At 68.0% G+C, this 25,664-nt stretch carries 26 protein-coding genes; 7 read left to right on the forward strand and 19 right to left on the reverse strand.

Going from position 1 to position 25,664, the window contains the following annotated elements; genetic code table 11:
• The first annotated feature begins 343 nt into the window (after nucleotides 1-343).
• Nucleotides 344-772 (forward strand): L,D-transpeptidase, encoded by a 429-nt coding sequence (locus tag AB5S17_RS01060; RefSeq protein WP_369235240.1) that lies wholly within the window; start codon nucleotides 344-346, stop codon nucleotides 770-772.
• A 252-nt stretch (nucleotides 773-1,024) separates the two neighbouring features.
• On the opposite strand, the gene AB5S17_RS01065 is transcribed toward AB5S17_RS01060, so the two are convergent.
• The 7 genes from AB5S17_RS01065 to AB5S17_RS01095 form a co-directional block, all read right to left on the reverse strand.
• Nucleotides 1,025-1,252 (reverse strand): hypothetical protein, encoded by a 228-nt coding sequence (locus AB5S17_RS01065; RefSeq protein ID WP_369235242.1) that lies wholly within the window; start codon nucleotides 1,250-1,252, stop codon nucleotides 1,025-1,027.
• Nucleotides 1,253-1,276: 24 nt separating this feature from the next.
• Entirely contained in the window at nucleotides 1,277-2,191 is a 915-nt protein-coding gene (locus tag AB5S17_RS01070; RefSeq protein WP_369235244.1) for a universal stress protein, read from the reverse strand.
• Nucleotides 2,192-2,316: 125 nt separating this feature from the next.
• The gene (locus AB5S17_RS01075) at nucleotides 2,317-3,270 is read right to left on the reverse strand and encodes a lipid A biosynthesis lauroyl acyltransferase (RefSeq protein ID WP_369235246.1); all 954 of its coding nucleotides are present in this window, start codon (nucleotides 3,268-3,270) and stop codon (nucleotides 2,317-2,319) included.
• Nucleotides 3,267-4,319 carry a zinc-binding dehydrogenase gene (locus tag AB5S17_RS01080; RefSeq protein WP_369235248.1) on the reverse strand — a complete coding sequence of 351 codons (1,053 nt, stop codon included), beginning with the start codon at nucleotides 4,317-4,319 and terminating at the stop codon, nucleotides 3,267-3,269. The genes AB5S17_RS01075 and AB5S17_RS01080 overlap by 4 nt, the downstream gene beginning before the upstream one ends.
• A gap of 25 nt (nucleotides 4,320-4,344) precedes the next feature.
• On the reverse strand, nucleotides 4,345-5,631 hold the full coding sequence (locus AB5S17_RS01085; protein WP_369235250.1) for a beta-ketoacyl-ACP synthase: 1,287 nt from the start codon (nucleotides 5,629-5,631) through the stop codon (nucleotides 4,345-4,347).
• A gap of 22 nt (nucleotides 5,632-5,653) precedes the next feature.
• Entirely contained in the window at nucleotides 5,654-6,862 is a 1,209-nt protein-coding gene (locus AB5S17_RS01090; RefSeq protein WP_369235252.1) for a beta-ketoacyl-ACP synthase, read from the reverse strand.
• An 89-nt stretch (nucleotides 6,863-6,951) separates the two neighbouring features.
• Nucleotides 6,952-7,236: an acyl carrier protein gene (locus AB5S17_RS01095; protein WP_229153693.1), complete on the reverse strand. Its 285-nt coding sequence runs from the start codon at nucleotides 7,234-7,236 to the stop codon at nucleotides 6,952-6,954.
• 330 nt (nucleotides 7,237-7,566) lie between these two features.
• Here AB5S17_RS01095 and AB5S17_RS01100 point away from each other — a divergent pair, with 330 nt between their 5' ends.
• Nucleotides 7,567-8,019: a MarR family winged helix-turn-helix transcriptional regulator gene (locus AB5S17_RS01100; protein WP_369235254.1), complete on the forward strand. Its 453-nt coding sequence runs from the start codon at nucleotides 7,567-7,569 to the stop codon at nucleotides 8,017-8,019.
• A 181-nt stretch (nucleotides 8,020-8,200) separates the two neighbouring features.
• Here the strand turns inward: AB5S17_RS01100 and AB5S17_RS01105 are convergent, their stop codons facing one another.
• From AB5S17_RS01105 to AB5S17_RS01130, 6 genes are all read right to left on the reverse strand, one after another.
• Nucleotides 8,201-9,310 carry a branched-chain amino acid ABC transporter substrate-binding protein gene (locus tag AB5S17_RS01105; protein WP_369235256.1) on the reverse strand — a complete coding sequence of 370 codons (1,110 nt, stop codon included), beginning with the start codon at nucleotides 9,308-9,310 and terminating at the stop codon, nucleotides 8,201-8,203.
• 147 nt (nucleotides 9,311-9,457) lie between these two features.
• Nucleotides 9,458-9,802, reverse strand: coding sequence for a DUF6867 family protein (locus tag AB5S17_RS01110; protein WP_369235258.1), 345 nt, complete (start codon nucleotides 9,800-9,802; stop codon nucleotides 9,458-9,460).
• On the reverse strand, nucleotides 9,802-10,578 hold the full coding sequence (locus AB5S17_RS01115; RefSeq protein ID WP_369235260.1) for an ABC transporter ATP-binding protein: 777 nt from the start codon (nucleotides 10,576-10,578) through the stop codon (nucleotides 9,802-9,804). Before AB5S17_RS01115 ends, AB5S17_RS01110 begins: the two co-directional genes overlap by 1 nt.
• The gene (locus AB5S17_RS01120; protein WP_369235262.1) at nucleotides 10,575-11,555 is read right to left on the reverse strand and encodes an ABC transporter ATP-binding protein; all 981 of its coding nucleotides are present in this window, start codon (nucleotides 11,553-11,555) and stop codon (nucleotides 10,575-10,577) included. Before AB5S17_RS01120 ends, AB5S17_RS01115 begins: the two co-directional genes overlap by 4 nt.
• Complete coding sequence (gene livM, locus AB5S17_RS01125) at nucleotides 11,555-13,012, reverse strand: high-affinity branched-chain amino acid ABC transporter permease LivM (RefSeq protein WP_369235264.1); 1,458 nt, start codon at nucleotides 13,010-13,012, stop codon at nucleotides 11,555-11,557. The genes AB5S17_RS01120 and livM overlap by 1 nt, the downstream gene beginning before the upstream one ends.
• Nucleotides 13,013-13,016: 4 nt before the next feature.
• Nucleotides 13,017-13,934, reverse strand: coding sequence for a branched-chain amino acid ABC transporter permease LivH (locus AB5S17_RS01130; RefSeq protein WP_369235266.1), 918 nt, complete (start codon nucleotides 13,932-13,934; stop codon nucleotides 13,017-13,019).
• A gap of 328 nt (nucleotides 13,935-14,262) precedes the next feature.
• On the opposite strand from AB5S17_RS01130, the gene AB5S17_RS01135 reads away from it, so the two are divergent.
• Nucleotides 14,263-15,465: an FIST N-terminal domain-containing protein gene (locus AB5S17_RS01135; RefSeq protein ID WP_369235268.1), complete on the forward strand. Its 1,203-nt coding sequence runs from the start codon at nucleotides 14,263-14,265 to the stop codon at nucleotides 15,463-15,465.
• A complete protein-coding gene (locus AB5S17_RS01140) occupies nucleotides 15,462-16,853 on the forward strand; it encodes a hybrid sensor histidine kinase/response regulator (protein ID WP_369235270.1) in 1,392 nt (463 codons plus the stop codon). Before AB5S17_RS01135 ends, AB5S17_RS01140 begins: the two co-directional genes overlap by 4 nt.
• A gap of 72 nt (nucleotides 16,854-16,925) precedes the next feature.
• On the opposite strand, the gene AB5S17_RS01145 is transcribed toward AB5S17_RS01140, so the two are convergent.
• The 6 genes from AB5S17_RS01145 to flgF all read right to left on the reverse strand — a co-directional run bounded on the left by AB5S17_RS01145 (nucleotide 16,926) and on the right by flgF (nucleotide 23,166).
• The gene (locus tag AB5S17_RS01145; RefSeq protein WP_369235272.1) at nucleotides 16,926-17,618 is read right to left on the reverse strand and encodes a response regulator; all 693 of its coding nucleotides are present in this window, start codon (nucleotides 17,616-17,618) and stop codon (nucleotides 16,926-16,928) included.
• 60 nt (nucleotides 17,619-17,678) lie between these two features.
• Complete coding sequence (locus AB5S17_RS01150; protein WP_369235274.1) at nucleotides 17,679-18,464, reverse strand: phosphatase PAP2 family protein; 786 nt, start codon at nucleotides 18,462-18,464, stop codon at nucleotides 17,679-17,681.
• A 245-nt stretch (nucleotides 18,465-18,709) separates the two neighbouring features.
• A complete protein-coding gene (locus AB5S17_RS01155) occupies nucleotides 18,710-19,540 on the reverse strand; it encodes a 3-keto-5-aminohexanoate cleavage protein (protein WP_369235276.1) in 831 nt (276 codons plus the stop codon).
• Between the two features lie 220 nt (nucleotides 19,541-19,760).
• Complete coding sequence (locus tag AB5S17_RS01160) at nucleotides 19,761-20,873, reverse strand: 5-methyltetrahydropteroyltriglutamate--homocysteine S-methyltransferase (RefSeq protein ID WP_369235278.1); 1,113 nt, start codon at nucleotides 20,871-20,873, stop codon at nucleotides 19,761-19,763.
• A gap of 215 nt (nucleotides 20,874-21,088) precedes the next feature.
• The gene (gene fliI / locus AB5S17_RS01165; protein ID WP_369235280.1) at nucleotides 21,089-22,435 is read right to left on the reverse strand and encodes a flagellar protein export ATPase FliI; all 1,347 of its coding nucleotides are present in this window, start codon (nucleotides 22,433-22,435) and stop codon (nucleotides 21,089-21,091) included.
• Entirely contained in the window at nucleotides 22,432-23,166 is a 735-nt protein-coding gene (gene flgF / locus AB5S17_RS01170) for a flagellar basal-body rod protein FlgF (protein WP_369235282.1), read from the reverse strand. Before flgF ends, fliI begins: the two co-directional genes overlap by 4 nt.
• Before the next feature lie 320 nt (nucleotides 23,167-23,486).
• Here flgF and motA point away from each other — a divergent pair, with 320 nt between their 5' ends.
• The 3 genes from motA to AB5S17_RS01185 are packed head-to-tail and all read left to right on the forward strand — an operon-like array spanning nucleotide 23,487 to nucleotide 25,659.
• Nucleotides 23,487-24,350 (forward strand): flagellar motor stator protein MotA, encoded by an 864-nt coding sequence (motA, locus tag AB5S17_RS01175; RefSeq protein WP_369235284.1) that lies wholly within the window; start codon nucleotides 23,487-23,489, stop codon nucleotides 24,348-24,350.
• A 9-nt stretch (nucleotides 24,351-24,359) separates the two neighbouring features.
• On the forward strand, nucleotides 24,360-25,298 hold the full coding sequence (locus tag AB5S17_RS01180; protein WP_369235286.1) for a FliM/FliN family flagellar motor switch protein: 939 nt from the start codon (nucleotides 24,360-24,362) through the stop codon (nucleotides 25,296-25,298).
• Nucleotides 25,279-25,659 (forward strand): hypothetical protein, encoded by a 381-nt coding sequence (locus AB5S17_RS01185; RefSeq protein ID WP_369235288.1) that lies wholly within the window; start codon nucleotides 25,279-25,281, stop codon nucleotides 25,657-25,659. The genes AB5S17_RS01180 and AB5S17_RS01185 overlap by 20 nt, the downstream gene beginning before the upstream one ends.
• Nucleotides 25,660-25,664: the final 5 nt, after the last annotated feature.

Raw genomic sequence — 25,664 nt, forward strand, 5'->3', positions numbered from 1 at the left:
GAAGTAAATTTTTTGCCCAGCCTGTGTGCGACTACGATGGAGGCAGGTATCTGCCTTGTCGGACGCTCTGGCGTCGGATCTCCAAACCCGAACGACTTTCGCCACTTGTCAGCCGGCGGATTTCCCCTGAGTGCCCGACGGCGAGCGGTCGAGTTGTGAGATGACCTAAAGGAAAGCCCGCCGTGCCCGGGGGCAATCTGCCGGAAACCATGATCCGGGGTCGACGTAACCATGAAAACGATCGGGCGCGGCGTTCACAACTTCGGCAATTGACCGGCTGGTCCTCCGCCCTTAGTGTTTTTTCTGCGGCGAAAAAAAGTCAGAGTTGAGGCTGGAGCGTAAAATGAAAAGGTTCGCCTTGGCGATCGCCATGATCGCCGGAACTCTCGGGCTCGGCATCGGCAATGCCGAAGCGGGGCTGGTCGCGCGCGTCGATCTCTCGTCGCAGACCCTGACGGTGATCGAGGACGGCGAAGTCATGTACCGCTGGCCCGTTTCCACGGCGCGCCAGGGCTATGTCACGCCGACGGGCTCCTGGCATCCGAAGCGCCTGTATCGCATGTGGTACTCGCACAAGTACGAGATGTCGCCCATGCCTTATTCGGTCTTCTTCCTCGGCGGCTACGCGATCCACGGCACCGGCGAGATCAGGCATCTCGGCCGCCCGGCCTCGCACGGCTGCGTGCGGCTGCACCCGGCCAATGCGCGGATCTTCTATTCCCTGGTGAAGCAGGCCGGCCTGGAGAACACGCGGGTGATCGTCCAACGCTGATCCAGCGCCTGCCTCAGCAGGCAGCGGCTGGTGCGCCCGCAGAAGGGGCCTGAGAGGTCGGCCCCTTTGCCGAATAGAGGTGCGTACGCTTGGAACAGACGCGGGGACGTCTTCCGGCCCCGGAACAGGGATCGCGACCGCTCAAAACCGGATACGGCCGCACCAATGTGCGGCCGCATGCGGCGCGTCCGTGACCGCCGCCAGCGGCTCCTCATAGGCCGGTCAGCGCGGGGCCCGGCAGCGGGCGATGCGTCATTGATGCGGCCGGAGCACCCGTTCGCCGAGCGACGGCGCGCCGGAGGGCCGGGACACCGTCACCCTGACGGTGTGGCCGAGGCGGCCGACGCGGGTCGCATCGTCGACGGCGAACCGCATCGCCTCGACCCGCCGCGGGAACAGGCCGTGCGGCTCGTGGCAGAACGAGACGGCCCAGCGCTCGCCGGCCGGCTCCACGCGAAACAGCAGATCCCGAGAATGCATTTCGGTTCTCCCATCCGGCATGATTCAATGCGCCATCAGAATCGGGATTGGGCTGGATTTCAACAATTCGCGCGTGACGCCGCCGAAAATCGATTCACGAAAGCGCGACCGGCTGTAGGCGCCCGAGACGACGAGGTCGGCACCGACGGCGCCGGCCTCGTTGAGCAGGCCCGCGCCCGGATGGTGCCATTGCGGCACGTTGCGAATCTCGACCGCCACGCCGTGGCGGGCAAGATGCCGCGCCATGTCGGCCGCCGGCTGCAGATGCCGCTCCTCGTCGGCGACATCTTCGGCGACGGAGATCAGGTGGACCTCCTCGGCGCGCATGAGGAAGGGCAGGGCCGCGGCGACCGCGCGCGAGCATTCGCGCGTGTCGCGCCAGCCGATGGCGATCACCTTCGGCTCGCGCGGGCTCGGCGGCGCCTTCGGCACGATCAGCGTCGTGGCACCGGCGGCGAACAGGACGGCCTCGAGGATCTGATCCGAATGGTCGGGATCGGGCACCGGCTGAGCGACGACGAACAGATCCGAGGTGCGGGCGAGCCGCGCCGCCGCCAGCGACAGATCCGCAATCTGGCCGTCGACGCGGCGAAGCTCGTGGATCGGCTCGACGCGTTCGACCCGCTTCTTCAGTGCTTCCTCGAAGGCGTTGCCGGCCTTCTCCGCATTGTTCCAGATCTCGGCGACCAGCCAGTCGGAGCCCGGGCCGAGCGGCATGGAAACGCTGGGGACGACGTTGGCAAACAGGAAGTCCAGATGCGCGTCGAAGACGTTGGCGATGGTCTCGGCATAGGCGATCTTCGCCTCGTCCCGCCCGCTGCCGTCGAGATGGACGGCGATGTCGGCGATCGCGCGGGTGCGCCGCGCACCACCCGTTGCCGCTCCGGCGATGCCGGCTGCCGCGGCTTCGGGGGCTTGGCGCTGGAGTGTCTCTGACATCGGGCAGGTCCTTCGGCCGGTGTGGAAACCATTTGGTCACCATCACTGTGCCGGTTCTGCCTGCAGGATCATTGATCCTGATCAACCATGGCCTTGTGCCGGCGGGAGACCGCCGTTCCGGCCGGTCAGCGCGTGTTGCGCTTGCGCTTCGTCGCCCGCGACTTCGCGTTCCAGCGGTCGTGGAACCACATCCATTGTTCCGGATATTCGCGCACCCAGCCCTCGACGACGTCGTTGAGGCACTGGCAGCTCGCCGCGACATCGATCTCGCCGGCGGCGTTGCGCGGCAGGTCCAGCCGCTTCTGCAGTTCCAGCCGGTAGCGCCCGTTCGGCAGCCGGATCGAGCGGGCGGGATAGACTTCCGCGTCGAACTGGCGGGCGAGCTTCGGCAGGAGCGGGTTCGTCATGCAGGGCCGGCCGAAGAAGGTCGTCTCGACCCCTTTCTTGAACTTCTGGTCGACCAGCATGCCGACGGCGCCGCCGCGCTGCAGGATGCCGGCGAGCGTCCACGCCGCACCGGCCTTGGAGGGGACGAGGTGACCGCTCGCGGTGCGCCGGGCCGACTGCACCTCCTTGGCGATGTAGCGGTTGTTCGGCTGGCGGAAGAGGGCGGTGAACTCCAGGCCGAAGGCGGCGGCGCCGATCGGCAGGAGCTCGAAGCAACCGAGATGGCCGGTGAAGAAGATGAACGGCCCCTTCCGGTCGCGCAGCTCGACGAAGGTCTCGATCCCCTCGACCTCGACGCGGCCTTCGCCCGGCCGCTCCGGGTCGAAGTCGAAGAGGTCGTCGAGATAGACGAATTCGGCGGCGATCCGGCCCATCTGGCCCCAGTTCTCGCGCGCCGTCCGCTCCACCCAGGCGGCATCCTTCTCCGGGAATGCGTGAGCGAGATTGTCCTTGGCGAGGCGATGGCGATCGGTCAGCGGTCCGAGCAGCCGTGCCGCGCGGTCGGCCGCCGCCAGTCCGGCGCGGGCCGGCAGCCGGCGGACGAGCCGCAACAGGGCGAACAGCACCTGTGCGACGAGCCAGTCGTTCCAGCGCTGGGCCCGTAGTGCGAATTTGGCGACCTTCGGGTTCATGCGAGGATGGTGTCGCCGTCCCTGTCGAGCCGCAGGATGATCTTGCCGAAGACCTCGCGCGCTTCCATCCGCTTCAGGGCGAGGCCGATGCCGTCGAAGCCGATCTCGGTGTCGATCACCGGATGGACGAGCCCTCTCGCCATCTTCTGCATGGCGTCCGCCATGTTCTCCATGCGGCAGCCGAAGGAGCCGAGGAGCTTCAGCTGCTGCTGAAAGAGCTGCATCAGGTTGATTTGCGTGGAGACGCCCGATGTCGAGCCGCAGGTGACGAGCCGGCCGCCGCGCTTCAGGCAGAGCATGGAGCCCGCCCAGGTGTCCGCGCCGACATGCTCGAAGACGACGTCGACGCCCTTCTTCTTCGTCAGCTTCCGGGCGACGCCCTCGAAGCGATCGACGCGGTAGTTGATGACGTGATCGGCGCCGAGCGCCTTGGCGCGCTCGATCTTGTCGTCGGAGCCGACCGTGGTGATGACGGTCGCGCCGTGGCGCTTGGCGAGCTGGATCGCCGCCGAGCCGATGCCCGAGCCGCCGGCATGGATCAGGATGGTCTCGCCCGGCTCGAGCTTGGCGTTGTCGAACAGCATGTGCTCGACCGTGCCGAAGGTGACCGGCGCGAGCGCGGCGCCGACGGCGTCGCAGCCCGGCGGGGCCGGGACGAGCAGGCGCGCCGGCAGGTTGATCTTCTCCTGCGCGAAGCCGTCGAGATGGAAGCCGTGGACGCCCGAGACGTGTTCGCAGAGATTGTCGCGGCCCTCGCGGCAGGGCCGGCAGAGGCCGCAGGTCTGGGCGCCGTAGATCGAGACGAGCTGTCCGGGCAGCACGGAAGCGACGCCCGGGCCGATCGCCTCGACCACGCCGGCGGCTTCAGCGCCGACGGTCAGCGGCAGCTTGCGCTTGGCGAAGGCCATGCCGCGCCAGCCCCAGACGTCGATGTGGTTCAGCGCCACCGCCTTGATCGCGACGGTGACCATGCCGGCCTCCGGCGCCGGCGGGGGAGGGATGTCCACCGCCCGGAGATCGCGGTCGCCGAAGAGCTGCAATGCTCGCATGATCTGTCCCTAATGCGTGTCCGGCTCAGGCGCGCGGCTCGCGGCCGATGACGAGGCAGGCGTTCTGGCCGCCGAAGCCGAAGGAGTTCGACAGGACCGTGGCGATGTCGGCGGAGCGCGCCTCGTTCGGCACCACGTCGAGGTCGATGGCCGGATCCGGATGATGATGGTTGATCGTCGGCGGCAGGATGCCGTCGCGCAGCGACAGGACCGAGAAGGCGGCCTCGATCGCCCCGGCCGCCGTCAGCGTGTGGCCGATCATCGACTTGTTGGAGGAGATCGGCGTCGACTTGAGCGCTTCCCCGAACACCGCTCCGAGGCCTGTCGCCTCCATCCGGTCGTTCTCCGGCGTCGAGGTACCGTGGGCGTTGATGTAGTCGATGTCCTCCGGCCGCATGCCGGCGTCGGTGATGCCGGCCTTGATCGTCGCGATGATCGGCGAGCCGTCGGGCTTGGAACGGGTCCGATGGAAGTCGTCGGCGCGCTCGCCGCAGCCGTGGATGATGCCGAGGATCGTCGCCCCGCGCGCCTTGGCGGCTGCGAGCGGCTCCAGCACCAGCGCGCCGGCCCCCTCGGCCATGACGAAGCCGTCGCGGTCCTTGGAGAAGGGCTTGGAGGCCCTTTCCGGCACCTCGTTCTGCGTCGACAGGGCCGAGAGCAGCGAGAAACGGATCAGCGATTCCTGGGTGATCGAGCCGTCGGTGCCGATCGCCAGCGCGCGGTCAGTTTCGCCGCGGCGGATCGCCTCGACGCCGAGCTGGATGGCGCTGGCGCCGGACGCGCAGGCGGTCGACAGCGTGATCGGCAGGCCGCGCGTTCCGAGCTTGTCGGCGAGGAGTTCGGAGATGCGGCTGCACTGGGTGAGATGATAGATCGCGGGGTTCGGCCGGCGGCGGGCGATCTCGAGCAGCCGGTCATAGCCAGCCTCTTCGCGCTCGGCGCCGTCCAGCGCATCGAGTTCCAGCCGGTGCTGCCATTCCATCTCGACCGGCGGCGCGGCGAGGAACAGGGGCCCGCCGAAATCCGTCACCGGCAGGCCGGCCATCGCGACGGCTTCCGTGCCGGCGGCTTCCGCCATGGCATAGGACAGGCCCGTCGAGGTGGACGCTTCCGGCCCCATGAAGTCGACGCTGCCGGAGATGGTGGTCCTCAGGCCCTCGGTCGAGAAGCGCTCGATCCGGTGGATGCCGGAGCGGCCAGCCTTCAGCGCCGCCCAGTTGTCGTCGACCCCGCGCCCGAGCGAGGAGACGATGCCGAGGCCGGTGATGGCGATCACCGGCCGGCCCAGGAAATCGGTTCCGCTGTCACTCATCTGCGTGACCTTTCAAATCTCGTCAGCTGCGGCCGTCGATGGCCTCGATCAGGCACGCGCCTTCGGCATGCAGGTGACCGATGGCGGTGACGACCGCCTGACGCGGCGCCGCCCCGGCCGCCCGCTCCTCGCCGGGATCGAGGGCCGGCACCGCGAGCCCGCGCGCGAGCGCTCCCGCCGCGAGGGCGACGCCGGCCGGCATCTGCGTCTCGAAGGAATGGCCGAGGATCGTGCCATAGGCCCGAACCGGGCTGCCGGGAAGGTGGTCGTTCAGGACGCGCCGTTCAATATCGGCAAGAGGCGAAAGGCCGGTCGCGCCGGAGAACACCAGGGTTTCCTCCGCCGGTGCCGTCGGCTTCGGCAGCACGCCGGCGAAGCGACTGGCGGTGGCCTCCGCGTCGCGCCGGCCACGATCGCCCGAAGCGGCGACGAAACGCGCATAGGGCGTCGCGTGTCGCGCGGCGGCGTGCTCGGCCGCCTCCAGGATCAGGAAGGCGCCGACGCTGCCGACGGCGATGCCGTCATGCGGCGCACGGCGCGAGAAAACCGGGCGCCATTCGTCCTTCAGCAGCAGGCCGGCGAGGTCGAAATTGAGGATCAGGTCCTTGCGCTCCGCCGAGAAGGCGCTGCCGACGAGGCAGATCTCGCTCTGGCCGGCCGCGATCCGCGCCCGCGCCGAGGCGAGCGCCGAGATGCCGGCGGCTTCCTCGCCCATGAAGGTGCGCGACGAGCCGGTGACCTTGTGGACGATGGAGATGTTGCCGGCGAGGAGGTTGGAGAGCTGCGCCAGGAACAGGGTCGGCCTGAGCTCGCTCGACAGCGTCTCGTTGATCACCGCGTCGCGGTCGTTCGCGGACCGGGCGCGCTCCATGACCAGGGCGTCCACCGCCGCGTCGCGTTCGCCGCCGCCGGCCGCGACGATCATGTCGATCTTGCTGCGCACAGCTTCGTCGGCTGGGATGCCGGCATCCTCCAGCGCCAGCCCGGCGGCATAGGTGCCGAGCTTCTGCCAGGTCTCCATCTGCCGCTGGTCGCCCTTCTTGGGGATCTGCTTCGACCAGTCGAGCGGCGGCAGCGGGTGGACGAAATACGGCGCGTAGGCCTCCGTCTCGACATGCGGCTGCAGGCCGGGCCCGCGGGAAAGGCTGTCGAGATGGGCCGCGATCCCCTCACCGAGAGAGGACACCAGCCCGATCCCGGTGATCACGACGTCCCTGGCCCGCTCAGTCATCACAATCGTCCATCAGTCCCGCGCGCGCCCCGGCGGCGAGGCGCGCCGCATCGTTTGAGTCCGCCCGAAGGCGCCGTTGCCGCTCCGCCTTAGCCGGCGGCCTTGGCTGCGCGCAACTCGTCGATCTTGGCGCACAGGTTCTTCAGGACGAAGTATTCCTCGGTCGGAACCTCGCCGTCATTGACTTCCTGCGTCCATTTCTCGAGCGGGATCTTGATGCCGAATTCCTTGTCGATCGCGAAGACGATGTCGAGGAAGTCGAGCGAGTCGATCCCGAGATCGTCGATCGTGTGGCTCTCGGGTGTGATCTGGTCGCGGTCGATCTCGCTCGTCTCGGCGATGATGTCCGCGACCCGGTCGAAGGTAGAAGACAATGGGCTGTCCTTATATGTTTCGAATTCGTGAATCCGGCGCGAAGCTATAGGGACTCGAGCCGCAAAAGCAAAGCCGGAACGCCGGCCGCGAAATCTCGGCGGCAAGGTGTGACATTTCCGGTTTTGCGTGGGCAAGCCGCCCCGCTGTATCTGCCGTTCCGGACGAGCGCCAGCCATGCGCCGAGCAGGAGTGTTGGGGAGGCTGAAAGTTTGGCCCGCTAACTGGCGCGTTTTCCAACGATTGTCGAGGCAACGTCTTGGCAGAATGCGCGTTTGCACTGGACATCCGACCGGGAAACCTTCCCGGCCAATGCAGAACGAGCGGAAGCCATGAGCGCCACGTCAGAGCAGAGCCGCCATCTTTCTGTGACCAATCGGTTGATCCGTGCGGCCACGGCGCTCGGCCGCATCACCGCACAGGTCCACAAGCGCGAGCACGGACTGACGGTGCCGGAATTCGGCGTCCTGATGATTCTGGGCAGCGGCGACAAGGACGCCGCCTGCACCTCATCCTACATCGTCGAGGCGACGGCGATGGACAAGACCAAGGTGAGTCGGGCGGTTTCCTCGCTGGACCACCGGGGCTGGCTGATCCGCAACCGCGCCTCGGCCGACCGCCGCTTCGAACATCTCGCTTTGACCGAGGAAGGGCGGAAGGCCTTTGCCGACCTCGTGCCCAAGGTGCGGGCGGCGGAGCGCTCCATCCTCAAGCATCTCACCGAAGCCGAGCGCCAGGGACTGGAGGCGGGGCTCGACGGCCTCGACCGCGCCCTCGGCCACTGAGCGATCCGGATCCCGCAAGGCGCCGGGGGCGCTTCCTGCCCGGGAAGTTACCGGCGAGCGGTGCGGACGTTCCGAATAGACCGCTGCATCGGCGTTGCTGCGGCATGGTCTCGCTGAAAACGCGACGGGCCCCGCTGATGCGGAGCCCGTGCTGTCTCACGGCCTGGTAGCGCTGACGCGCTTACTTGCCGGGATTGGCGACCTCGGCGTACTTGCCGTTGTCCCACTTGTAGACGACGTAGCCGGGAAGGGTGACGTCGCCCTTCTTGTCGAAGGAGAGGTTGCCGATCACCGTGTTGAAGGTGCCGTTGTCGAGCGCCTTGACGACCGGGTCGAACTTCGTCGAGCCGGCCTTGTTGGCCGCCTGCGCCCAGGCCTGGATCGCGGCATAGGTGTAGAGGACGTAGCCCTCGGCCGTCTCGCCCTTCTTGTTCAGCTCGTCGACGACGGGCTTGGCCTCCGGGTTCTTGCGCGGGTCGGGCGAGAAGGTCATCAGCGTGCCCTGGCCGGCGTCGCCGGTGATCGCCCAGTACTCGTCGGTGACGAGCGCGTCGCCGGACATGATCTTGGTCTTCATGCCCTGCTCTTTCATCTGGCGCGCCATCAGGCCCGCCTCGGTGTGGTAGCCGCCGATGTAGAGCAGGTCGATGCCGGCCTGTTTGATCTTGGTGACGAGCGCCGTGTAGTCCTTCTCGCCGGCGGTGTAGGATTCCACCAGCGCCGGCTTGACGCCGAGCTTCTCGAGGTTCTTCTGCGTCTCGTCGGCAAGGCCCTTACCGTAGGCGGTCTTGTCGTTGATGATCGCGATCTTGGCGTTCGGGAAGTTCTTGGCGATGTACTCCGCCGCCACCTGGCCCTGCTGGTCGTCGCGGCCGCAGACGCGGAAGATGCCGGGGCCGGGGCGCTTGTCGGTGAAGTCGGGATTGGTCGAGGCCGGCGAGATCTGGACGATCTGCTCGTCGGCATAGACCTGGCTCGCCGGGATCGAGGAACCGGAGCAGAAGTGACCGGCGACGAAGGGCACGCCTTCCGACGCGAACTGGTTGGCGACCGCCACGGCCTGCTTCGGGTCGCAGGCGTCGTCGCCGACGGACAGCTTCAGCTTCTCGCCGTTGACACCGCCCTTGGCGTTGATGTCCTCGACCGCCTGCTGGGCGCCGACCTTCAGCTGCTGGCCGAAGCTCGCGTACTGGCCGGTCATCGGGCCGGCGACGCCGATCGTGATGTCCGCGAAGGCGGAGCCGGCGAAGATCAGGTTGAGCGCTGCGCCTGCGAGGAGTGCTTTCTTCATAGGAACCTTCCCTGTTTTTCTATGAGGCGACCAGGCGGTCACGGAACAGCCCCCAGCCGTTCCTGCCTGGCTGCGATTAAAGACCGGATCGGACGCGGTTGAAAGCCGGCCAGCCTAAATTTTCAACCATGGTTATGAAGCAGGCGGTCATGCGCCGCGCCGGTGCAGCGCACCATACTGCCGCGACATCTGCCGGCTCCGGACGAAGCTGCGGCCCGCCGCGGCGAAGGCGAACAGGATGATGTAGTCGACGATGCCGTGATGCAGCCCGACGCCGAAGGTCGACAGCGGCAGGAAGAACGAGCCGCTGAACAGCGCATAGTGGATGAACCGGACGCCGATCGTCAGGAGCAGCACGTAGAAGGCGAGAATGCCCCAGCCGCTCCAGGTGATGGCGGTCGAGCGCCCGATCATCCAGGCGCCGGCGCCGCCGAGGATGACGGTGACGAACAGGAATTCCGACAGCGAGACTTCCCAGATGAGGCCCTGCATCAGTGCGCCCCTCCTTCCAGATAGGCGCTGCGCACCTCTTCGCGGGCGAGCAGTTCGCGGCCGGTGCCCGACAGGGTGATGACGCCGTTGACCATGACATAGCCGCGATGGGCGAGACGCAGCGCATGGAAGGCGTTCTGCTCGACCAGGAAGACGGTCAGCCCCTCGTTGCGGTTCAACTCGCGGATCACCTCGAAGATCTGCTTGACGATCAGCGGCGCCAGCCCGAGCGAGGGCTCGTCGAGCAGCAGCAGCTTCGGCCGGCTCATCAGCGCCCGGCCGATCGCCAGCATCTGCTGCTCGCCGCCCGACAACGTGCCGCCGCGCTGGCCGCGCCGTTCCTTCAGCCGCGGAAACAGCTCGAAGACCTTGCGCAGGTCGTCGTCGAAATGCCGCTCGTCCTGCAGGATCGCCCCCATCTGGAGGTTCTCCATCACCGTCATGCGCGGGAAGACGCGCCGGCCCTCCGGCGACTGGGCGATGTCGCGCGACATGATGTCGTGGGTCGGCAGGTGGGTGATGTCGTCGCCGCGATAGACGATCTTGCCATCGCGGGCCTGCGGATTGCCGCAGATCGTCATCATCAGCGTCGACTTGCCGGCGCCGTTGGCACCGATCATCGTGACGATCTCGCCCTCGTAGACGTCGACGTCGACGCCCTTCAGCGCCTGGATCTTGCCGTAGAAGGTGTGGACGCCCCGGATCGAGAGGAGGGGCGCCTCGTCCCGTGCCGGTGCGGTCCTGGCTCCGGTTTCGCTCGCCGCGATCGCGCTCATGCCATGTCTCCCGAAGCGCCCGACGCCCGGACGTCTCTCCGAGCGGCCGCTTCCTCGGCGGCGAGGTTCTCCTCGACCGCATCCACTTCCTCGTCGTCGACGCCGAGATAGGCGGCGATGACCTTCGGATCGCTGCGCACGCGCTCCGCCGTGCCGTCCGCGATCTTCTTGCCGTAGTCGAGGACGACGATGTGGTCGGAGATTTCCATGACCACGCCCATGTCGTGCTCGATCAGGAGGATCGAGACGCCGTTCTGGTCGCGGATGTGCTTCAGAAGCGTGTTGAGTTCAGTCGACTCGCGCGGATTGAGCCCCGCAGCCGGCTCGTCGAGGCAGAGGAGCACCGGATCGGTGCACATCGCCCGGGCGATCTCCAGGCGGCGCTGGGCGCCGTAGGGCAGGTCCGAGGCCGGGTCGTCGGCCCGGTCGAGGAGGTCGGTCAGGCGCAGCCACTCCACCGCCTTGTCCTTGGCGGCGGTGGCGGCGCGGCGATAGCCGGGCAGGCCGATCAGCCCGCCGATGGTCATCCCCGAGGCGCGCATCAGCTTGTTGTGCTGGGCGACGAGGAGGTTCTCCAGGCAGGTCATGCCGCCGAACAGGCGGATGTTCTGGAAGGTGCGCGCGACGCCCGCGACCTCGGTGATCCGGAAGTCCGCCATGCGCTCCAGGAGGTAGACCGCGCCGTCCTCGGCCCGGTCGAACTGGCGGCCGCTCCTGGTCAGTGCCGCGACCCGCTCGTCGGTGACGCTCTCACCGCGGCGGAGCGCGATCCGCCCCTCGGTCGGCTTGTAGAAGCCGGTGACGCAGTTGAAGACGGTGGTCTTGCCGGCGCCGTTCGGCCCGATCAGCGCGGTGATGTCGCCGCGCCCGGCATTGAAGGACAGATCGTCGATCGCCACGAGGCCGCCGAATCGCATGGTCAGGCGCTCGACGGTGAGGACCGGGTCGTGCATCCAGCTCTGGGTCTCCTTGAGCATCAGTGTCCCTCGCCCTGGCTGACCAGATCAGCACCGATCTTCTTCTTTTCCTTGTAGATCGCCGATGGCGAGCGCGACGAGACAAGACCGCGCGGCTTCCAGACCATGATGCAGACCATGGCGAGGCCGAAGATCAGCATGCGGTACTGCGTCGGGTCGAAGCTGGCGCCGAAGACCGCGTGCAGGAAGCCGAGATTGCGCAGGAGCTCGATGCCGCCGATCATCACCACCGCCGCGATGGCGACGCCGAGCTGCGAGCCGAGACCGCCGAGGACGACGATGGCGAGGATGATCGCCGACTCGATGAAGGTGAAGCTCTCCGGCGAGATGAAGCCCTGGCGGGTGGCGAAGAAGGCGCCGGCGAAGCCGCCGAACATCGCGCCGGTGGCGAAGGCCGTCAGCTTGACGTTGACGGTGTTGATGCCGAGCGAACGGCAGGCGATCTCGTCCTCGCGCAGCGCCTCCCAGGCCCTGCCGACCGGCAGCTTGCGCATGCGCAGCGTGACGAAGTTGGTGAGCAGCGCCAGCGCCAGGATGATGTAGTAGAGGAAGACGAAGCGCTGCGTCGGATCGTAGTGGATGCCGAAATAGTCGGCGAAGGAGTTGTCGCCGCGGGTGAATTCGAGGCCGAACAGCGTCGGCTTCGGAATCCCGAGGACGCCGTTCGGGCCGCCGGTGAAGTCCGACCAGTTGAGCAGGACGACGCGGATGATCTCGCCGAAGGCCAGCGTCACGATGGCGAGGTAGTCGCCCCGCAGGCGCAGCACGGGGAAGCCGAGCATCACGCCCCAGGCCGCAGCGAACAGGCCCGCCATCGGCAGGCAGACCCAGAAGCCGAGATTGAAGTTCTGCGCCAGCAAAGCGAAGGAATAGGCGCCGACCGCGTAGAAGGCGACGTAGCCGAGATCGAGCAGGCCGGCGAGCCCGACGACGATGTTGAGCCCCCAGCCGAGCATCACATAGGTGAGGATCAGGATCGCGAGGTCGAGGAGGTAGCGGTTCTGGCTCGGCAGGAAGCTCGCGAGCAGGAACGGCAGGGCGAGCGCCAGGCACAGGAACACCACGGCGACGATCTTGCCGACCGGCAGGCGGCTCGGCCCGGCCTGCGTGCGCTTGAACCAGCCGGTGACCGGCCGCTCGGCCTTGAAGATGAAGAAGGAGAGCAGGAAGCGGCCGACGAAGGCGATGCCGACCCAGATCACCCAGAGCCAGGGTCGGGTCGTCAGGTCGAGCCCGCCGACGCCGATATCGGTCTTGACGGCGAAGAAGAACACGGTGATCGCGGCGATCAGCGCGGCGGTGATGCCCGCTTCCTTCAGCGAGGCGACGAGGCGGCTGTCGGTGACGGGCTCCGGCGCGAAGGGCGGCTCGCCGCGCATGGCGGCGCGGCGCTCCTCGGACTCCCGCTCGGCGCCCTCCGGGCGGTTGATGGAGGCTGCGGTGGTCTCGGAGGCCATCGTCTCAGACCTTCTCGACTTCGGGACGGCCGAGCAGGCCGGAGGGCATGAAGATCAGGACGATGGCGAGGATCGAGAAGGCCGCGACGTCCTTGTATTCCACGGTGAAATAGCCGGACCAGAAGGTCTCGATCAGGCCGATCGCCAGGCCGCCGAGCATCGCGCCGGGGAGCGATCCGATGCCGCCGAGCACCGCCGCGGTGAAGGCTTTCACGCCGGCGATGAAGCCGATGTAGAAGTCGATGACGCCGTAATAGAGCAGGTACATCATGCCGGCGACGGCCGCGAGCGAGGCGCCCATGACGAAGGTCAGCGAGATCGTCCGGTCGACGTTGACGCCGAGGAGCGAGGCCATCTTGCGGTCCTGCTCGCAGGCCCGCTGCTGGCGCCCGAGCGAGGTGCGCGAGATGATCAGCGAGAAGGCGGTCATCAGGACGATGGTCATCGCGATGATGATGATCTGCATGTAGGACAGGTTCACCACGATGCCGTTCGGCGAGTTCATCAGCGTGATGCCGCCCTGGATCTGCGGCGGCAGCGGCTTGACGCGCGCCCCTTGGGTCACCTGGACGAAGTTCTGCAGGAAGATCGACATGCCGATCGCGGTGATCAGCGGCGCCAGGCGGAAGGAGCCGCGCAGCGGCCGGTAGGCGACGCGCTCGATCGTCCAGCCCCACATGGCGGTGAAGATCATCGCGACGATGACCATCAGCAACAGGACGATCGGCAGGAAGGCCACCCCGAGCGCGGCGAGCACCAGGAACACCGTCAGGGAGATGAACGCGCCGATCATGAAGATCTCGCCATGGGCGAAATTGATCATGCCGATGATGCCGTAGACCATCGTATAGCCGATGGCGATCAGACCGTAGATCGACCCGAGGGTGATCCCGTTGATCAGCTGCTGAACGAAATATTCCATGAACCGCCCGTGTTCCGGTGCTTGTTTGATGGCCTCGATGGGGCTGGAACGGCGGATCTGTCAGGAACGCCACCCCATGAGGCATGGTGATTTCCATAGCAGTGTGACCCGTGCAAGTTAATCCCGCAAGCTCCGATCGCTCGTCCACAACCCGGTGGCGGGCGAGCGGGGGCTGGTGACGGGCGGTTTCCAGCGGCAATCGGGGTTATCAGGAGTGGCCTCGGACGGCGCGGTCGCGCAGAGGCCGGAGCGGCGGCGGATGCGGCTTGCGGGGCGCTGCGCCGGCCGATAGGCTTCCTTCGCCGGCGAACTTCGGGAGACTGCGCCGGTGCGGGAGGAGGATGTGGAGGCGATCGAGCCGTCCGAGACGCGCCAGCATGCCTGCGGCATCCGCACCGCCGTCTACCGGGGCGCGGAGACGCGCGGGCTCTGCGATTTTGCCGCACGTCTGGCCGGGGAGGAGGACTTCTCCCTCGCCCTGATCTTCTACGATCCGACCTTTGACGGGACGGACCTTGCCCGGGAACTGCAGCGCAACCTGCCCGTCCCGACGCAGATTTGCTGTTCGACCGCCGGTGCCATCGGCCCGTTCGGCTATCTCGACGGCGGCGCCGTGCTCATGCTGTTTCCAGCCGCGTCGTTCGAGGCGTTGGCCGCCGTCGTGCCGGACCTTGCGGTGGGCGGCTTTCGCGAGAGCGCCGAGATCGCCGAGGGGCTGCGCCAGCGCTTCGATGGCCTCACCGCCGGTCAGGAGGACGGCGCTCCCCTGGCGCTGACTTTCATCGACGGGCTGTCGATGCATGAGGAGATGGTGGTGGCGGCCTTCGAGTCGGTGCTGCCGGACATCCCGCTCGTCGGCGGCTCCGCCGGCGATCGCCTCGACTTCGGCGTCACCCGCGTCTCGCTCGACGGCCAAAGCTACGACCACGGCGCGGTGATCTGCCTGATCTGGTCGAAGGTGCCCTTCCGCATCTTCAAATCCGACCACTACCGGCCGACGCAGACGCGGCTGGTGGTCACCGAGTCCGATGCCGACAGGCGCCTCGTCGTCGGCCTCAACGGCGCCCCGGCCGCGCGGGAATACGCCACGGTGCTCGGGCTCGACCCGATGGGGCTCGACCGGTTCAGCTTCGCCTCCTATCCCGTCGTGGTCCGGATCGGCGGCGAGCATTACTGCCGCTCGATCCGCCGGATGGAGAAGGACGGGCTCTCCTTCTTCTGCGCGGTGGAGACCGGCGTCGTCCTGACGCTCGCCGAATCGCGCGACATGGCCGAATCGATGCGCGATGCGCTGGCAGAGGTGGCGGAGGATCTCGGCGGCGTCGATCTCGTCGTCGGCTTTGACTGCGTGCTGCGGCGGGTGGAGGCCGAGGAGCGCCAGCTCGGCCGGCAGGTCGCGGCGGTGTTCTCCGACTACAAGGTCTTCGGCTTCACGACCTATGGCGAGCAGTACCGCGCCATGCATCTCAACCAGACCTTCACCGGCGTCGCCTTCGGCGCGCCGGCGGCGTTGAAGGTCGCGGCCGAATGAACCGCATCGTCCTTGGCACGCTCGGCGCGATCGGCGAAACCGAGACGCCCGACCGGGGGCCGGACGAGGTGCGCCGGCTGGAACTCGTCAATGCCGCGCTGATGCGCCGCATCGAGCAGGTCACCGACAGCCAGGCCCAGGCCTATTCGCTGTTCCAGACGGCCATCGACCTCGAATCGCAGGTGCGCCGCCGGACCGCCGAGCTCAGCCAGGCGCTCGCCCGCGTCGAGCAGACCAACCGCGAGAATCTCACCGCCCGCGAGGTCGCCGACCTCGCCAACCGGTCCAAGACCAAGTTCCTCGCGGCCGCCGGCCACGACATCCTGCAGCCGCTGAACGCGGCGCGCCTGTCGCTCTCGGCGCTAACGGCCTCCGGCGTGTCGGACGAGGGGCTGCGCTACGCCGCGAGCATCGACCGGTCGCTCGAAACGATGGAGGACCTGATCACCAGCGTCCTCGACATCGCCCGGCTCGACGCCGGGGCGCTGGAGCCGGAGATCGGCGAGATCGACCTTCGCGCTCTGATCGCCAGCCTCGTCGCGGAATTTTCGCCGGTGGCCGAGGGCAAGGGGCTGACGATGCGCATCGCCGGCCCGCCGCTGACGGCGCTCAGCGACGCTGCGCTGCTGCGGCGTCTCGTCGCCAACCTGATCTCCAACGCCATCCGCTACACGCGTGACGGCGGCGTGCTGATCGGGCTTCGCCGCCGCGGCGACCTCGTCCGGCTCGACGTCTGCGACACCGGCATCGGGATCGCGCCAGACCAGTACGAGCTGATCTTCCAGGAATTCCATCGGGGGAAGGTCGCGGGCGAGGATCCGCGTGCCGCGACCGGCACCGGCCTCGGCCTCGGCCTGTCGATCGTGCGCCGCATCGCCGAGGCGCTCGGGCATCGCCTGTCATTCCGTTCGGTGGAGGGGCGCGGCACGATCTTCTCGCTGCTGCTGCCGCTGGTCGCCGAGCCGGTACGCATCGAGGGCGCCCGCCGGAGCGAGTTCCGGCCGTCCGGTTTCGGCCTGGCTCTGGCGAAGGTGCTGGTGATCGAGAACGACCAGAGCGTGATGGACGCGACGCTGTCGCTGCTCGAGCGCTGGTCCTGCACCGTGCGGGCGGCGAGCGGGATGCGCGACGCGCTGCCGCTCCTGTCCCAGGAGCGCTTCCATCCCGACGTGATCCTCGCCGACTACCGGCTCGACAACGGCCAGATCGGCCTCGATGTGGTCGAGGCGGTGCGGGCGATGGCGGGCTGGGCGGTCCCGGCGATCGTGATGACCGCGGACTATTCGCCGGAGACCCGGGCTGCCGTCGAGCGGGCGGGGTGCGAACTGCTCCTGAAGCCGGTCAAGCCGGCGGAGCTGAGGGCGCTGCTGGCCCATATGGCGGCATGACCGTCGGCCCATCGGGATCGTGCTCCCGCCGATGAGACTTTGCCGGCTCGCTGCCCGGCGCGTCTGCTGCGCTCAGTGCGGCGGGGGCAGGGACGCCGTCGCGGAGGCCGGCGCCGCCGCGGCGAGCTTGTCGAAGTCGAGCTTCGCCACCTCGATCACCGCCTGGGTGCGGCTGAAGACGTTGAGCTTGCGCAGGATCTCCGAGACGTGCGCCTTCACCGTCGTCTCGCCGACACCCAGTTCATAGGCGATCTGCTTGTTGAGAAGGCCCTGGCGGATCATCGACAGGACGCGCAGCTGCTGCGGCGTCAGGCTCGCGATGCGTGCCGGCAGGTCGCCGGGACCCGCCGGCCGCTCCGGCTCGGCGGCGATCAGCCCCGGCTGGACGTAGACCGAGCCGGCCAGCACCTCGGTGATCGCGGTCGAGAGATCCAGCTTCCTCGCCGACTTGGAGACGAAGCCCGCGACGCCGTAGGCCAGCACTTGGCGCACGATCTTCGGCTCGTCGAGCGCCGAGACGACGAGGATCGGCAGCCGCGGGAAGCGGCCCCGCAGCTCCAGCAGGCCCTCGAACCCGGCGGTGCCCGGCATCGTCAGGTCGAGAAGCGCGAGGTCGAAGGAGCGCGTCGCGGCAGCGAGGACTTCGATCGCTGCCTCGATCGTGCCGGCCTCGGCGATCTCGGCTTCCGGGTCGGCGAGCGCAACGGCGCTGCGCAACGCCTCGCGGAACAGCGGATGGTCGTCGACGATGAGGAAGCGGTTCATCCTGGCACTCCGCATGGCCACGGCGTCAAGCCGTCGCGCCGGGCCTGTTCAGCCGAGAGGTTAGGAGTGCGGTCCGGGCCGGGCAAGCGGTTCTTTGGGCGAAGCGGCAGGCGTCCCGGCGTCCGCATCGCCCGCGCCGAGATCGGGATCGGCGGCGCCATGGCTCTCCAGCCACTTCGCCAGCAGCCACCAGCCGAACGCCCAGGCGCCGCCGGCCGTCCAGCCGGCGAGGACGTCGCTCGGCCAGTGGACGCCGAGATAGACCCGGCTGATCCCGACGAGCACGGTCAGGAGGCAGGCGCAGACGATGAGATAGGCTCGCACGCGCCGGCGCGGCTCGACGCGGGCGGTCAGCGTCGCCAGCGTCAGGTAGACGATGGCCGACATCATCGAATGGCCGCTCGGAAAGCTCGCCGTATAGACGTAGGAGCCGTGCGGCACGAGGTCGGGGCGCGGCCGGTCGAACCCCATCTTCAGGAGCCGGTCCATCAGGAAGCCGGAGCCGATCGCCGCCAGCACCAGCCACATCGAGCGGCGCTTGCCGGCGAAGAGGAGATAGAGCGAGACGAAGACGGTGATCATGATCATCACGCCGGTCCCGCCGAGCGCCGTCATGTCGCGGCCAAGTTCCTCCAGCCAGGGCGGCCCGAACGGATCGGACGGGTCGGCCGGATTGCGGAAGGCGAGCAGGATCGTCGTGTCGAAGGCCTTGGTGTCGCCCTCCACGACCTCGCCCGCGAGCGCCACGAAGGCCCAGACCGCGGCCGCGGTGATGAGGGCGACAACGAGCGTGGTGATCTCGATGCGCCCGGTGATCCAGGTCCAGACGAGCCTCAGCCTTGCCATCGTCACGCGCGTCCTTGCTTTGTTTTCCCGCCGCCCATCGCCCGAAGATCGACGGGTGGCCCTCCGCTTTCAGTGCTCGCGCCTCCGGCCCGGCAGGGCGCGAAAATCTCGCGTGTGGGTAGACGCCGGACGATCCGCCCGCAAGGCGAGGCCGGTCGCATCGGCGTGATCGGTCGGCGCCCAACCTGCACGACCGCTGTGGAGAGCATCGTGCGGATCTGCGTCGAGCAGACGCCGGTCCGCAGTCAGGCCGGCGGCAGGGACAGGAGCGCCCGCGCCTCCGCGACGTTCGCCGGATGCCTTCCGTAGCGAGCACAGAGCGAAGCGGCGCGTTCGACTAGGGCGGCGTTGGACGGGGCGAGGGTCTCCCGGTCGAGGCGGACATTGTCCTCCAGCCCCGTGCGGACATGGCCGCCGAGCTCGAGGCTCCATTCGTTCAGGGTGATCTGGTGCCGGCCGATGCCGGCGCCGGTCCAGGTCGCGTCGGGAGCGAGCCGCCTCAGCGTGGCGGCGAAGAATTCGAAGCTCTCGCGGTCGACCGGCATGGCGTTCTTCACGCCCATGACGAACTGGACGTGCAGCGGACCGCGGATCAGGCCGCGCTGCTGCAGCGCCACCGCCTGGAAGATCATCGACAGGTCGAACGCCTCGATCTCCGGCTTCACGCCATGGCGCAGCATCTCGTCCGCCAGCCATTCCACGAGGTCCGGCGGGTTGTCGTAGACCCGGGTCGGGAAGTTGCACGAACCGGTGGCGAGCGAAGCCATGTCCGGCTTCAGCTGGAGCATGCCGCCGCGCGCCATGCCGGCGCCGGAGCGCCCGCCGGTCGAGAACTGCACGATCATGCCCGGGCAGTGCCGGCGGATGCCCTCCATCAGCCGCTGGAACCGCTCGGGATCGGAGGAGGGCGTTCCGTCGTCGCCCCGCACATGGCAGTGGACGAGGCTGGCGCCGGCCTCGAAGGCTTCCTGCGTCGATTCGACCTGTTCGGCGATGCTGATCGGCACGGCCGGATTGTTCGCCTTGGTGGGCAGCGAGCCGGTGATGGCGACGGTGATGATGGCGGGCGTGGTCATGCCCGTTATCTGACCGCCGAACGCCGCAAGTCGAGAGCAGGAGCCGCGTTCCGCGCCGCCGTCAGATGCGGCCGCCCGAGAAGAGGCCTGCGGCCAAGCCGAGGAACACCCGCACGCGCGGCGAAAGACGCCGATCGGGCGCGCGAGTGGCGGGCCGGCGCCGGCACGTCCATTCGACAGGGCAGGGGCGGCTTTGCGGCCGCCCCTTGCTTTATCGGGCTCAGTAGCCCCAGACGTCGTGGGCGACGGACACGCAGCGCTCGAGCTTGCGCCACTGGTCGTCCTCGGTGAGGTCGTTGCCGTGCGCCGTCGAGGAGAAGCCGCACTGGTGCGAGAGGGCGCACTGGTCGAGATCGACGAACTTCGACGCCTCGTCGATCCGCTTCTTCACGAGGTCGGCCGGCTCGACCTCGCGCGACTTCGACGACATCAGGCCGAGCACCACCGTCTTGCCCTTCGGCATGTGGCGGAGCGGGGCGAAGTCGCCGGAGCGCTCGTCGTCGTATTCGAGGAAGAAGCCGTCGATCGCCATCTCGTTGAACAGGATCTCGGCGACCGGCTCGTAGCCGCCCTGCGCCACCCATGCGCTCTTGAAGTTGCCGCGGCACAGGTGCACCGAGATCACCATGTCGGACGGGCGGTCCTTGATCGCGTCATTGACGAGGCGGCAGTAGAGATGCGTCAGCATGTCCGGATCGTCGCCGCGCTTGGCGGTCTCGGCGCGGATCGCCGGGTCGCAGAGATAGGCGAGGTTGGTGTCGTCGAGCTGCAGGTAGCGCAGGCCGCGGTCGGCGAGATCCTTGATCTCCTCGCGATAGGCGGCGGTCAGGTCGTCATAGAAATCTTCGAGGTCGGGATAGGCGGTCTCGGAAATGATCTGGCGGCCGCCGCGGAAGTGCAGCATCGAGGGCGCGGGGATCGAGACCTTCGGCGTCTGCGTCACCACCGACTTCAGAAAGTCGTAGTCGGCGCCCTGGATCGGCATCGAATGCTTCAGCTTGTCGCGCACGTGCATCGTCGGCGGCGCGAAGCCGACCTCTTCGCCGCTGTCCTTGCGGAAATGCGTCTTGAACTCGCCATAGGTGACCTCGACGCCGTCGAGCTTCTCCAGGAAGTCGACATGGAAGAAGGTGCGGCGGAACTCGCCGTCGGTGATGCCCTTCAGCCCGACCGATTCCTGCTTCTTGACGACCTCGCGGATGCATTCGTCTTCGATCGTGCGCAGCTCGGCCGCTTGCAGCTTGCCGTCGGCGAACTTGGCGCGGGCTTCCTGCAGGCGCTGGGGCCGGAGGAAGCTGCCGACATGGTCGGCCTTGAACGGAGGTGTGGTCATGACATTGCCCTGTCGTTTCCTCTCGCCGGCGAGCCGGATGCAGCCGGTCTGCCGGCATCTGAGGAAGGCGGGCGAATTTGTCAAAGGCTTCGCGACGCCCCGCACCGGTGCGGCAGGGCAGAACCCCAAATTATGAGCGCCAGGTTATTCCTCGACGCGAATCCTCATGATCGCGTCGCTGCCGAGGCGGGGCCGGCGGGGGCGCCCTCGGAGCGTCAGCGCGCCTGGGCGGGTGCCGGCGGCGCGAAGGCTTCCTTGAGCTTCTTCGACAGGTCCTTGAACGGCTTGTCGGCGACCGGATCGCCCGGATGCTGGATCAGGTAGTCGTAGATGTGCGGCACGAGGTCGACCGCCTGGTCGAGCACCTGGTCCGAGCCCCTGTTGTAGCCGCCGAGGAGGCGCAGGTCGCGCGTGTCCTCGAAGCGCGCGATCATCGAGCGCAGCCGGGTGACGAGCTCGCGCTCCTGCGCGCTCCAGGCGCGGTCGGCGAGGCGCGAGATCGACTTCAGGACGTCGATGGCCGGAAAGCGGCCCTGTTCGGCGATGGCGCGGTCGAGGACGATGTGGCCGTCGAGCGTGCCGCGGATGGCGTCGGCGATCGGGTCGTTATGGTCGTCGCCGTCGACGAGGACGGAGAAGACGCCGGTGATCGTGCCGGAGCCGTCAAAGCCCGGGCCGGCGCGCTCCAGGAGCTGCGGCAGTTCGGAGAAGACGCTCGGCGGATAGCCTCGGGCGACCGGCGGCTCACCGGCGGCGAGCGCGACGTCGCGCGCGGCGTGGGCGAGGCGGGTGACGCTGTCGACGATCAGGAGGACGTTCTCGCCCTGGTCGCGGAACCACTCGGCGACGGCGGTGGCGGTGCGCGGCGCGAGCCGGCGCATCATCGGGCTCTCATCGCCGGTCGCGACGACCGTGACGAGCTTGGAGAGGTCGCCGCCCATCGTCTCTTCGAGGAATTCGCGCACCTCGCGGCCGCGCTCGCCGACCAGCGCCACGACCACCGTGTCGAAGCCCTGCGCCCGCGACAGCATGCCCATCAGCGTGGACTTGCCGACGCCCGAGCCCGCGAAGACGCCGATGCGCTGACCCTTGATCAGTGGCGTGAAGATGTCGATGGCGCGAATGCCGGTGGGAACCGGCTTGCCGACACGACCGCGTTTCAGGGCGGGTGGCGGCGCCGAGTCGGCGAAGCGCTCCTCGAGGCCGGCTTCCAGCGGACCGAGGCCGTCATAGGGGCGGCCGAAGGCGTCGACGACGCGGCCCTTCCAGGCATGCGACGGCGCCACGGTGAACGGGCCGATGCGCCGCGCCGCAGCCTTGACGCCGAGCGTCGAGCGGGTGCCGAACGGCTTCACCGTCAAAGCGTCGGCCTCGATCCGCACCACCTCGCCGATCTCGTCGCCGTTCTCGCCGGGGCAGGCGATGCAGTCGCCGAGCCGCACGAAGGGCGACAGGCCCGCCACGCGGAAGGCCTGCGGCGAGACGTCGACGATGCGCCCCGAGATGGAGATGCAGGCGGCGTCGAGCGGGGAGGCGTCGAAGATGCGGGTCTGGGCTGTCACGATGTGCTTCCGAGTGTCTGGATGGCGTCGGAGAGGCTGTGCTCGTTGGTCTGGACGAGATTGGCGGCGCTGTCGAAGGCACGCTGCAGCTCGATCAGCCGGGTCATTTCGAGAATCGGATTGACGTTCGAGCCTTCGACATACCCCTGGATGACGCCGTTCTGGGAGAAGTCGAGCACCGCCTGGGCCGGCTTGTCGGGAACGACGCCGGAGGTGTCGGCGCGGCTGAGCTTGGCGCCTTCCGGCATGGCGAACAGGCCGACGGCGCCGATCTGCTGGCCCTTCTGGGTGATCATGCCGTCCCGCGCGATGATCAGCGGGCCGCCGTTCGGATCGACCTGCAGCGGCGCGCCGCCGACATCGAGCAGCGGATGGCCGGTGAGCGTCTCGATCCCGCCGCTCTGGTTGATGCGCATGCGGCCGTCGCGGGTGTAGGCGGTCTGGCCGTTGGCGCCCCGGTAGGCGAAGAAGCCGTCGCCGGTGACCGCCATGTCGAGCGGGTTGCCGGTCTGCGTCATCTCGCCGACCGCGGTGGAGATGTAGGTGTCGCCCTCGGAGGCGAGGCTGGTCGGATCACCGCCGCCCGCGGCCTGCTTGATCAGTTCATCGAACTTCACTTCCTCGGCGCGAAAGCCCGCGGTCCTGGCGTTGGCGAGGTTGTTGGCGAGGGTGTCGAGGCGCCTTTCGACGGCGAGCTGGGCCGAAAGTGCCGGGGCGAGCGATGCGTCCATGTCAGTAGGTCGTCCGATCGGTCTGCAGCGTCAGAAGAGGGCGGCGGCCAAAGCGCCTGCGGGAGACGAAGCCGGCGTCCGCTCCCTCCCGCCGCGCACGCTGCCGGCATCTCGGCTGACGGGCGAAGGGGGCATGACGGCGTTCATTTCGGCCAGGCTCCGGCACGGCGATTATCGGGCCGGACAATCGCCGTAGAGGCTTGTCTCAGCCTGTCCCGCAAGCTCCGCATCCATTTCGTCCCGCTATGGCGGCCGAGGACAAGGCTCGCACAAGCGGCGCTTCCTAGGGCAGTTGCATAACTTTCGCGTTGGGGATCGGCATGAGCGTTCTTATCGGGCTCGTCGTCACACTGGCCTGCCTGCTCGGCGGCTTCATCGGGATGGGCGGACATCTGTCGGTCCTGGTCCAGCCGTTCGAATACATCGTCATCCTCGGGTCCTCGATCGGCACCTTCATCGTCGGCAATTCGATGAAGACGATCAAGGACACCGGCAAGGGGATGATGGAGGCTTTCAAGAACAAGATCCCCAAGCAGAAGGACTATCTCGAGGTCCTCGGCCTGCTGCATTCGCTGATGCGCGAGATGCGCTCGAAGTCGCGCTCGGAGGTCGAGGCGCATATCGACGACCCCAAGGAGTCGACGATCTTTCAGGCCTATCCCAACATCCTGAAGAACACCTCGATGCTCCACTTCATCTGCGACTATTGCCGACTGATCATCATCGGCAACGCCCGGCCGCACGAGATCGAGGCGCTGATGGAAGAGGAGATCCAGACGATCAAGCACGACGCGCTGAAGCCGAAGATGGCCATGCAGGACATGGCGGACGGTCTTCCCGCGCTGGGCATCGTCGCTGCGGTTCTCGGCGTCATCCATACGATGGGCGCCCTCGACCAGTCGCCGGCGGTGCTCGGCGAAATGATCGGCGCGGCGCTGGTCGGCACCTTCGCCGGCGTGTTCTTCGCCTACGGCCTGGTCGGCCCGATTTCCAACAAGATCAAATACTGCCGCGACAAGCAGTGCCGCGTCTACATCATCGTGAAGTCCACCCTCATCGCCTACATGAACGGCGCGATGCCGCAGGTGGCGCTGGAATACGGCCGCAAGACGATCTCGGCGCATGACCGTCCGAGCATCGACCAGGTCGAGAGCGAGACGATCGGCGGTGGCGCGGGTGCGTAAGGTCAGACGATGAGCGACACCGCACTCGCCTCCGATCCGGTGGATATCGGCGCACGGCTGAAGAGCGCCGCCGAGATCGAGCCGAAGCGCCTGCCGCGCCTGACCCGCATGGGCGAGGAGTGGGCCGAGGCGCTGGCGACCGGCGTCACCCGGCTCGCCGTCGCCGCGCCCGAAGTCGAATTTCTGGAATGCGATGTCGAGGACGCGCCGGATCTCGGGGACGCCGCCATCAAGGCGTCGCTCCTGGCGGTGATCGACTCGCGCCGCTTCGACCAGCCGGGCTATGTGCTGTTGCAGCGCACCGCGATCGAGGCCCTGGTCGCCGCGTTCTTCGGCGCCGAGCCTTCGGCCGATCTTGCCGCTTCGCGCGAGCCGACGGCGCTCGACAAGCGGCTCCTGACGCTGCTCCTGCAGACGCTCGCCCAGACCGCCGGGCCGGTCTTCGCGCCGCTGGTCGAGCTCGACGTCACCGTCGGCGGCTTCGTCGCGCCCGACGGTCTGGCCGAAGAACTCGGCGAGAACCCCGGGCGCTTCCTGCAGTTTCGCTTCACGCTGAGCGTGTCCGGCCTGGAGACGCCGATCATCGTCGCCCTGCCGGTCAGCTTCTTCGCGCCGCATCGCCGGCTCCTGAGCGACATCCCGCAGGTCCAGAAGGTCGACCCGGACGAGACCTGGTCGAAGGGGATCGAGGCGAGCTTTGCCCGCAGCGACCTTCGGATCGAGGCGGTGCTGTGCAAGAAGAAGATCCTGCTCTCGGAGGTCGCGGGCTTCCGCGTCGGCGCGACCGTGCCGCTCGACGTCGCCCTCACCAGCCTGATCCCGCTCGAATGCGAGGATCGGCCGCTGTTCAGGGCGCAGGTCGGCCGTTCGCGCGATTCCTACGTCGTGCGGATCGAGGAACGGGTCGATCCCGCCCAGGAGTTTTTCGATGGAATCCTATCTGATTGATCTCGCCCTGATGGCGGCCCTGGTGGTCACCGCCTTGCGCAGCGGCCGCATGTATCGCGAGTTGAAGGCCCTGCGCGAGGCGGAAGGCGGTCTCGGGGCGGCGCTGCTCGAATCGGAGCAGGCGCTCAACCGCGCCGCCGAAGCCGTCGTGGCGCTCAAATACGAGGGCGTTGCGACCGTCCGGTCGCTGGAGGCGCAGATCGCCGCCGCCCGCGCCGCGACCGAAGAGCTGGAAATGCTGGTCGCACGGGCGGAATGGCATGTCTCGGGCCAGCCGGATGCCGCGTCGACGGCCTCGGACATCGGCGGGATGCGGGCGGCGGGCGACGCCGGCAGGCTTCGCGCCAGTCTGGTCGGCTAAGCCCG

The sequence above is a fragment of the Jiella sp. M17.18 genome (genome assembly GCF_041027365.1).
In the GTDB taxonomy this organism is placed as follows: domain Bacteria; phylum Pseudomonadota; class Alphaproteobacteria; order Rhizobiales; family Rhizobiaceae; genus VKMB-3413.

What these genes read in the sequence shown, in the direction of transcription:
- AB5S17_RS01090 (WP_369235252.1), bottom strand. Translation starts at nt 6,862, where the DNA reads ATGACTGAGCGGGCCAGGGACGTCGTGATCACCGGGATCGGGCTGGTG.
- AB5S17_RS01070 (WP_369235244.1), bottom strand. Translation starts at nt 2,191, where the DNA reads ATGTCAGAGACACTCCAGCGCCAAGCCCCCGAAGCCGCGGCAGCCGGC.
- AB5S17_RS01140 (WP_369235270.1), top strand. Translation starts at nt 15,462, where the DNA reads ATGAACCGCATCGTCCTTGGCACGCTCGGCGCGATCGGCGAAACCGAG.
- AB5S17_RS01085 (WP_369235250.1), bottom strand. Translation starts at nt 5,631, where the DNA reads ATGAGTGACAGCGGAACCGATTTCCTGGGCCGGCCGGTGATCGCCATC.
- AB5S17_RS01110 (WP_369235258.1), bottom strand. Translation starts at nt 9,802, where the DNA reads ATGCAGGGCCTCATCTGGGAAGTCTCGCTGTCGGAATTCCTGTTCGTC.
- AB5S17_RS01145 (WP_369235272.1), bottom strand. Translation starts at nt 17,618, where the DNA reads ATGAACCGCTTCCTCATCGTCGACGACCATCCGCTGTTCCGCGAGGCG.
- AB5S17_RS01180 (WP_369235286.1), top strand. Translation starts at nt 24,360, where the DNA reads ATGAGCGACACCGCACTCGCCTCCGATCCGGTGGATATCGGCGCACGG.
- AB5S17_RS01060 (WP_369235240.1), top strand. Translation starts at nt 344, where the DNA reads ATGAAAAGGTTCGCCTTGGCGATCGCCATGATCGCCGGAACTCTCGGG.
- AB5S17_RS01150 (WP_369235274.1), bottom strand. Translation starts at nt 18,464, where the DNA reads ATGGCAAGGCTGAGGCTCGTCTGGACCTGGATCACCGGGCGCATCGAG.
- AB5S17_RS01130 (WP_369235266.1), bottom strand. Translation starts at nt 13,934, where the DNA reads ATGGAATATTTCGTTCAGCAGCTGATCAACGGGATCACCCTCGGGTCG.
- AB5S17_RS01065 (WP_369235242.1), bottom strand. Translation starts at nt 1,252, where the DNA reads ATGCATTCTCGGGATCTGCTGTTTCGCGTGGAGCCGGCCGGCGAGCGC.
- AB5S17_RS01075 (WP_369235246.1), bottom strand. Translation starts at nt 3,270, where the DNA reads ATGAACCCGAAGGTCGCCAAATTCGCACTACGGGCCCAGCGCTGGAAC.
- AB5S17_RS01155 (WP_369235276.1), bottom strand. Translation starts at nt 19,540, where the DNA reads ATGACCACGCCCGCCATCATCACCGTCGCCATCACCGGCTCGCTGCCC.
- AB5S17_RS01120 (WP_369235262.1), bottom strand. Translation starts at nt 11,555, where the DNA reads ATGCTCAAGGAGACCCAGAGCTGGATGCACGACCCGGTCCTCACCGTC.
- AB5S17_RS01080 (WP_369235248.1), bottom strand. Translation starts at nt 4,319, where the DNA reads ATGCGAGCATTGCAGCTCTTCGGCGACCGCGATCTCCGGGCGGTGGAC.
- flgF (WP_369235282.1), bottom strand. Translation starts at nt 23,166, where the DNA reads ATGGACGCATCGCTCGCCCCGGCACTTTCGGCCCAGCTCGCCGTCGAA.
- AB5S17_RS01100 (WP_369235254.1), top strand. Translation starts at nt 7,567, where the DNA reads ATGAGCGCCACGTCAGAGCAGAGCCGCCATCTTTCTGTGACCAATCGG.
- AB5S17_RS01160 (WP_369235278.1), bottom strand. Translation starts at nt 20,873, where the DNA reads ATGACCACACCTCCGTTCAAGGCCGACCATGTCGGCAGCTTCCTCCGG.
- livM (WP_369235264.1), bottom strand. Translation starts at nt 13,012, where the DNA reads ATGGCCTCCGAGACCACCGCAGCCTCCATCAACCGCCCGGAGGGCGCC.
- AB5S17_RS01115 (WP_369235260.1), bottom strand. Translation starts at nt 10,578, where the DNA reads ATGAGCGCGATCGCGGCGAGCGAAACCGGAGCCAGGACCGCACCGGCA.
- AB5S17_RS01185 (WP_369235288.1), top strand. Translation starts at nt 25,279, where the DNA reads ATGGAATCCTATCTGATTGATCTCGCCCTGATGGCGGCCCTGGTGGTC.
- motA (WP_369235284.1), top strand. Translation starts at nt 23,487, where the DNA reads ATGAGCGTTCTTATCGGGCTCGTCGTCACACTGGCCTGCCTGCTCGGC.
- AB5S17_RS01105 (WP_369235256.1), bottom strand. Translation starts at nt 9,310, where the DNA reads ATGAAGAAAGCACTCCTCGCAGGCGCAGCGCTCAACCTGATCTTCGCC.